General features: G+C 65.8%; 6 protein-coding genes. 4 read left to right on the forward strand and 2 right to left on the reverse strand.

Annotated elements, in window-relative coordinates; genetic code table 11:
• Positions 1 to 382 precede the first annotated feature (382 nt).
• The gene (locus ACYVK7_RS17795; protein ID WP_460889058.1) at positions 383 to 856 is read right to left on the reverse strand and encodes an SAM-dependent methyltransferase; all 474 of its coding nucleotides are present in this window, start codon (positions 854 to 856) and stop codon (positions 383 to 385) included.
• Between the two features lie 32 nt (positions 857 to 888).
• Positions 889 to 2,226 carry a hypothetical protein gene (locus tag ACYVK7_RS17800; RefSeq protein WP_460889059.1) on the reverse strand — a complete coding sequence of 446 codons (1,338 nt, stop codon included), beginning with the start codon at positions 2,224 to 2,226 and terminating at the stop codon, positions 889 to 891.
• 318 nt (positions 2,227 to 2,544) lie between these two features.
• Between ACYVK7_RS17800 and ACYVK7_RS17805 the strand changes: the two genes are divergently transcribed.
• Genes ACYVK7_RS17805 through ACYVK7_RS17820 form a run of 4 tightly spaced genes read left to right on the forward strand, consistent with a single transcriptional unit; the run spans position 2,545 to position 5,251 of the window.
• Positions 2,545 to 2,811 carry a hypothetical protein gene (locus ACYVK7_RS17805; protein WP_460889060.1) on the forward strand — a complete coding sequence of 89 codons (267 nt, stop codon included), beginning with the start codon at positions 2,545 to 2,547 and terminating at the stop codon, positions 2,809 to 2,811.
• Complete coding sequence (locus ACYVK7_RS17810; protein ID WP_460889061.1) at positions 2,808 to 4,025, forward strand: HAD family hydrolase; 1,218 nt, start codon at positions 2,808 to 2,810, stop codon at positions 4,023 to 4,025. The genes ACYVK7_RS17805 and ACYVK7_RS17810 overlap by 4 nt, the downstream gene beginning before the upstream one ends.
• A complete protein-coding gene (locus ACYVK7_RS17815) occupies positions 4,022 to 4,471 on the forward strand; it encodes an NUDIX domain-containing protein (protein WP_460889062.1) in 450 nt (149 codons plus the stop codon). The genes ACYVK7_RS17810 and ACYVK7_RS17815 overlap by 4 nt, the downstream gene beginning before the upstream one ends.
• 6 nt (positions 4,472 to 4,477) lie before the next feature.
• A complete protein-coding gene (locus tag ACYVK7_RS17820) occupies positions 4,478 to 5,251 on the forward strand; it encodes a hypothetical protein (protein WP_460889063.1) in 774 nt (257 codons plus the stop codon).
• Positions 5,252 to 5,297: the final 46 nt, after the last annotated feature.

Below are 5,297 nucleotides of genomic sequence, written 5' to 3' on the forward strand. Positions count from 1 at the left end.
CCGAAGCTCGCCACTGACCAGCAACGATGCTGGTAAGGACGTGACCAGCTCACGAGCCGGCCCACCACCGTGAATAACGCTCTCACAGTCCGACGAGGCTCCGGAGAATCTGAGGCCTGGCGACACCTCCCAGAACTCTTGCAGGCAAGTTAGGGCTGGGCCTGCTCGTGCCAAGTGTTGGTGCTTCCCACCAACGCGGCGTCGGCCACGCGAGCCGCGAAATAGGCGGCTGACCTGCATATTCACCGGCAGTTCGTGGATGGCAGTACGGACATCTGACACTGTGTGGTGAACGCGACGACGGCCGGGAACGTTGGAATTCCAACGTTCCCGGCCGTTGGTCGTGTTGGGGCCGGATGGGCTGGCGCGGACCTCTTGCAGACTATTTGCTGACTGTCTGGGCCGGGGCGAAGTAGTCGCCAAGCATCTCGGAGACCCACGCCGGCTGGTGGGTTTCACCGCGCGGTCCCATCTCCGCGAACCATGGCTTGATGTCGAGCACTGGCGTCCCGTCGACCGCGTCGAGGTCTTCGACGTGCAGGTCGAGACCGTCGATGGACACCAGGCGACAGCGTGAGACGCCGATCCAGTTCCGGCGGCGCATGTTCCGGTGCCCGAAGATCCCGACCTCGGGCCAGTCCGGGTTCTCGCGCGGCCGACGAGCACCGGGGTTGAGGTCGGCCTGGTCGGTCAGGTGGAAGAAGAACACGACTTCCAGGTGCGAGAACTCGTCGAGCCCGGCGACCGCCGCCTCGGTGTAGGCGTCCGGGTCGATCCGGATGATCGAGCGTGTGCCACCCCAGTAGTCGTCGGTCGGCTCGGTGCGCCCTCCGACGACACGAGCGACTGGGGTCATGGCGATGGGGTCGGTCAACGGTCCTCCGAGGATCAGTTCGTAGCGGCCAGGTAGGCGCGGGCACGCTCGTCGAGAATAGCGACGTCCGAGTTCGTGGCCTTGTGCACCGCGAGCGCCGATCGCATCTCAACGATGGTCTGGCGCGCCCTCGCTGACTGCACGCCGTCCATCGCGTCGAGGGCCGTCCTCCAGGTGGCGCATGCGAGTTCGAGTTCGCCGCGTCTAGCCTGCACGTCCCCGAGGTAGCCCAGCGTTACGGCGTGGGTTCGCTTAAAGGCAGACGCCTTCCGAGTCACCACAGAGTGTTCAAGCTGCTGCTCAGCACCGGCAAGGTCTCCGATGTCGCGAAGAGCGTTGCCCGTCTCATGCGCCAGCGATGCCTCTCCGAAGAAGAACACCCGCGCAGGTTCGTCTCCGCCAGCCGTTGCGGCTGTGAGATCTCGCTCGGCTTGGAGAAGCGCTGATGTCGCCGCGCTCTTCTGGCCCGTCGCCGCGAGGGCGCGGGCGTGGACGACGCCGAGCAACGCGCGCTCTCGTGGCGCGGCGGCTTCGTATCGGTCACCGTCGACCGACGCTGCCGCGAGTTCCTGGCCCTGCGTGAGGTGGCCGAGGTCAATCGCCTGGTGTGCCATCGCCCTCAGCGTATGCGCTGCCATCGCGGGATCCTCGGCCTCCGCGGCGAGCTTGACCGAGGAGGTGAACAGTCCCTGGGCGATGCCGTGCTCCGCGTTGTCGAAGGCCATCCAGCCTGCGACGTAGGCCAGCTCGGAGGCGGCGGAGAACATCTCCCTCCGGATCGTGTCGCTAGCGAACGAGCCGTTCAGAAGCCGGTTCACGTCGTCGGTGAGGTACTGCATGGCTGCGGCTCGCGCGTGTCCGCCGCCGTGGCGCTGGTCCATGCGAGAGAAAAAGGTGACGGACTCGCGCACGGCTTCGATGTCACCGCGTCCCACGGAGCGAACGCCGTGTGCGGCGCGCTCGGCGGATCGGCGAGCCATCTCCGACCACCACCTGTCGCTTGGCAACGCGGCAGCGACGGCCGAGTAGGCTGCCACGCCGAGAAGGCCTCGACGGGTGAGATCCACGAACTTGCTCCCCAGGTCAGTCAGCCCGGTCAGCGTATCCATGTCCCAGGTGGACAATCGACCAACTTCGCGCGCCGCGCTACCGCGCTTCGTCATGTAGAAGCCAATCTCGGCGTCCGTCTCGACGCCGAGAACGACACGCAAACTGTCGCGGTACTGCTTCCCAGGCCACCGCGACTGCCCCCGCTCGTACCGGGCTATCGCGTGGGCATCAAGGGTGGTCCGCTGGCCCGTTGTCGCCCAGACGTGCGCGTTTACGGCTTCCGCGAGTTCCGCGCGCGACATCGGCTCCCCGGAGCGCAGGCGAGACGGCAGCGCCTCGCGCCGCGCACGGAGTAGGTCATTGCCCACTACTCAGTCCCCCTAGCGGGACGCGTAGTCGTCCAGAAGGACGCTCCCAGATTGCCCCGTTGATTGCCCTGCCCGGCCGGTCAGAACGCAACAAGACTAGCCACCACACTCGCTCCCGGCGAGCACCCCAGATGGCTTTGCAAAGTTCCGGAGAGTCCCGTGAAGAGCACAGCAGCAGAGACGCGACGCCTTGGTGAGCCACACAAGCCGGTGCAGAGCGCGATGGCTACCAGCCAAGAAGGACGGTGCCCGATGGATATCGGCGACGGACTCACAGCAGCGTCACGCATTCTGGCCCTAATCGGGGCCGACCGCATCGAGTTGGTGACCGTGACGCGCAACCGTGTCAGTCTCCAGCCGACCCACCTCAAAGAGGGCGAGCAGATCGCCCGCGAGCTCGGGTTGGACGTGCCGCTGGACCACCGGATGTTCGTGCCTGGCAACACGCTGTGGACCGGGGAACGCGACGGCTTCGAAGTCCAGGTCCGGTCCGTCCTGCGTCGGGTGGTAACCCCATGAGCGCCGCAACTGTCACATGCACGCGGACGCTCGTGGCGCTCGACGTCGACGGCACGCTCGTGGACGGTGACAGCAGGATCCCGTCCGGCACGGTCGAGGCCCTGGACCTGGTCCGCGCTGCAGGGCACAAGGTGGTCCTCGCCACGGGGCGGACACTTCCCGGGCTGCTGCCGATCGCGCTCCGGTTGGGACTCACCGACGGGTTGGCGGTGTGCTCCAACGGTTCGGTGACTGTCCGCCTGGACCGGTCGGCACCGTCCGGGTACGACGTCGTGGCCGCCCGCACGTTCGACCCAGGCCCCGTCATCCGCCGCGCGGCGGACCTGGTCCCGGGTGTGCGGGTCGCGGTGGAGGACGTGGGCTGGGGCTGGAGAACGAACATCCCGTTCGCGCCGGGGGAACTCAACGGGCAGCAGAAGGCAGCGACGCTAGACGACCTTGCGTCCGAGCCTGCTACCAGGGTCGTGCTCGCCGCTCCGGGCATCCGCCGGATTGCCGACGCCCTGGACGCTACCGGGGTCACCGTCGCCGCAATGGACCTCGACTGGCTCGACCTCACCGCGCCCGGTGTGAACAAGGCGGCTGCACTCGACAGCGTGCGCAAGCAACTGCGCATCCCCGCCGATCGCACAGTGGCGGTCGGAGACGGCGTCAACGACCGCGACATGTTCGCCTGGGCCGCACGCTCGATCGCGATGGGACACGCGCCCGCCATCGTGCGCAGTGCCGCCGACGAGACGACCGGCACCATCACCGAGGCCGGGGCTCTGTCCGTGCTGCGTTCGCTCGTCCCGGCCGTGGACGCTTCGTTGACACCACTGGCCGCGCAGATCGCCACCGCCGAAGCCAGTGCGCCGGGACCGCCCGTCTTACGGGTATGGCACGGCACAGGGCCAGACCTGTCCCGGTGCGAGGTATGGACCCTCCAGACCGGCCGCTGGGTTCGGCATGCGCCGATCCCGTCTGGCGTCGGCACCACCATGCGCGCCATCGAGACCGCCGCCCTGGAGGCGGGCCTGCCGTTCCCGCGCGGAGACGAAGGCCGCCGCCGCGCCCAATGGCGCAGCGTCACCACTGGCAGCGGCCCAGCCGGGTTCGAACTGCCGCTCAGCCGTGGCTACCGCTCTGACATGCCGGGTGTCGGTGCCGATGGGACATTAGATATCGCTATGCTGAATTACCGTCCCAATACCTTCCCGAAAGGCACAACATGAAAAAGATCATCGCCACGGTGTGGAGAATGATTCGCGGCCCGCTCCAGTGGCGCGTGCTCTGGATCGCTCACGCGAAGTTCATGGTCGGTGTCACGGGCATAGTCCGCGACGATTCCGGTCGAGTACTACTGCTCCGGCACCGCATGTGGCCGCCGGAGAGGCCTTGGGGCCTTCCGACGGGATATGCGATAGCAGGTGAAGAGTTCACCGCGACGATCGTGCGTGAAGTCAAGGAAGAGACAGGGCTGGACGTCAAGCCCGGCCCCCTGGTAAAGCTGAAAAGCGGTTATAAGCTCCGGGTGGAAGTAGCCTACGAGGCCCTACACGTCGGTGGCACCCTCAAACTGGACAGCTTTGAGGTCCTGGAGGCGCAGTGGTTCGATACCGATGCGCTTCCAGACGGGATTCTCGAATCTCATCGGTCCTTGATTCACGGCGACGATTGAGGAGTAATGACAAAACTTGCCCCGAACGAGACGGTCGTTGGTGACGATGCTGCAGCGATGATCACCAGCCTGCGAGCAGATGCTTCCGCGCTCCTGGACGCTCATCCGGACCACACCTTTCGCTCCGCTGAGGAACGACTGATCTCCTGGCAGACGCGTGGCGTCCACGTCGCGGTGTTCTCGGAGGGCCTCCGTGAGGCCAAGGAACGCTTCGCCGGCCTGGGACTCTCGCAGATGTTGCCTCTTGGGCGGGTGCTCGTCGGGGCGGAGTCACGACGTAGCGGCGCAGTGGGCGGCTTCCACCACTCCGACCAGGGTTATCGGCACCTGCAAATGGTCTCCGTGATCACCATGCATGGTCCGATGGAGCTCGACGCTCCACAAAGGTCCGATCTGGCTCTCCTGGATCTCCTGCGTGCATACGCGCACGACTGCCTTCACTACGGTTCACGACGGCGCTACGTCAGCGTTGGAGGTGAGCTCGTACGCACGCAGTACGGCATCAATTTCCGGCGCGCTTCCGGACGCTCCTATTCTGCCGTAGATCCTGACGAGTCGATCAGCACGCGAAACCTGGGTGTCGTCATGGAGGGTGCATGCGATCGAGAGGCACGCCGAATCACACATCTGATAGCACAGAGATCCGGAATTACCGAGCCGGATGATGCATTCGGTCGACTTTCCTTTCGCGACGCAACTGGAACACTTTCACCCGAAGACTTCAATGTAGTGACCGAACCACTCAGTGAGGTTTTCTCGCCTCGTTCCTCGGCGCAGTGATGCGTTCTCGAGGAGCCGGTCGATCACGGGGACCGGGGTGCGGGTG

It is taken from the genome of Promicromonospora xylanilytica (assembly GCF_054782895.1).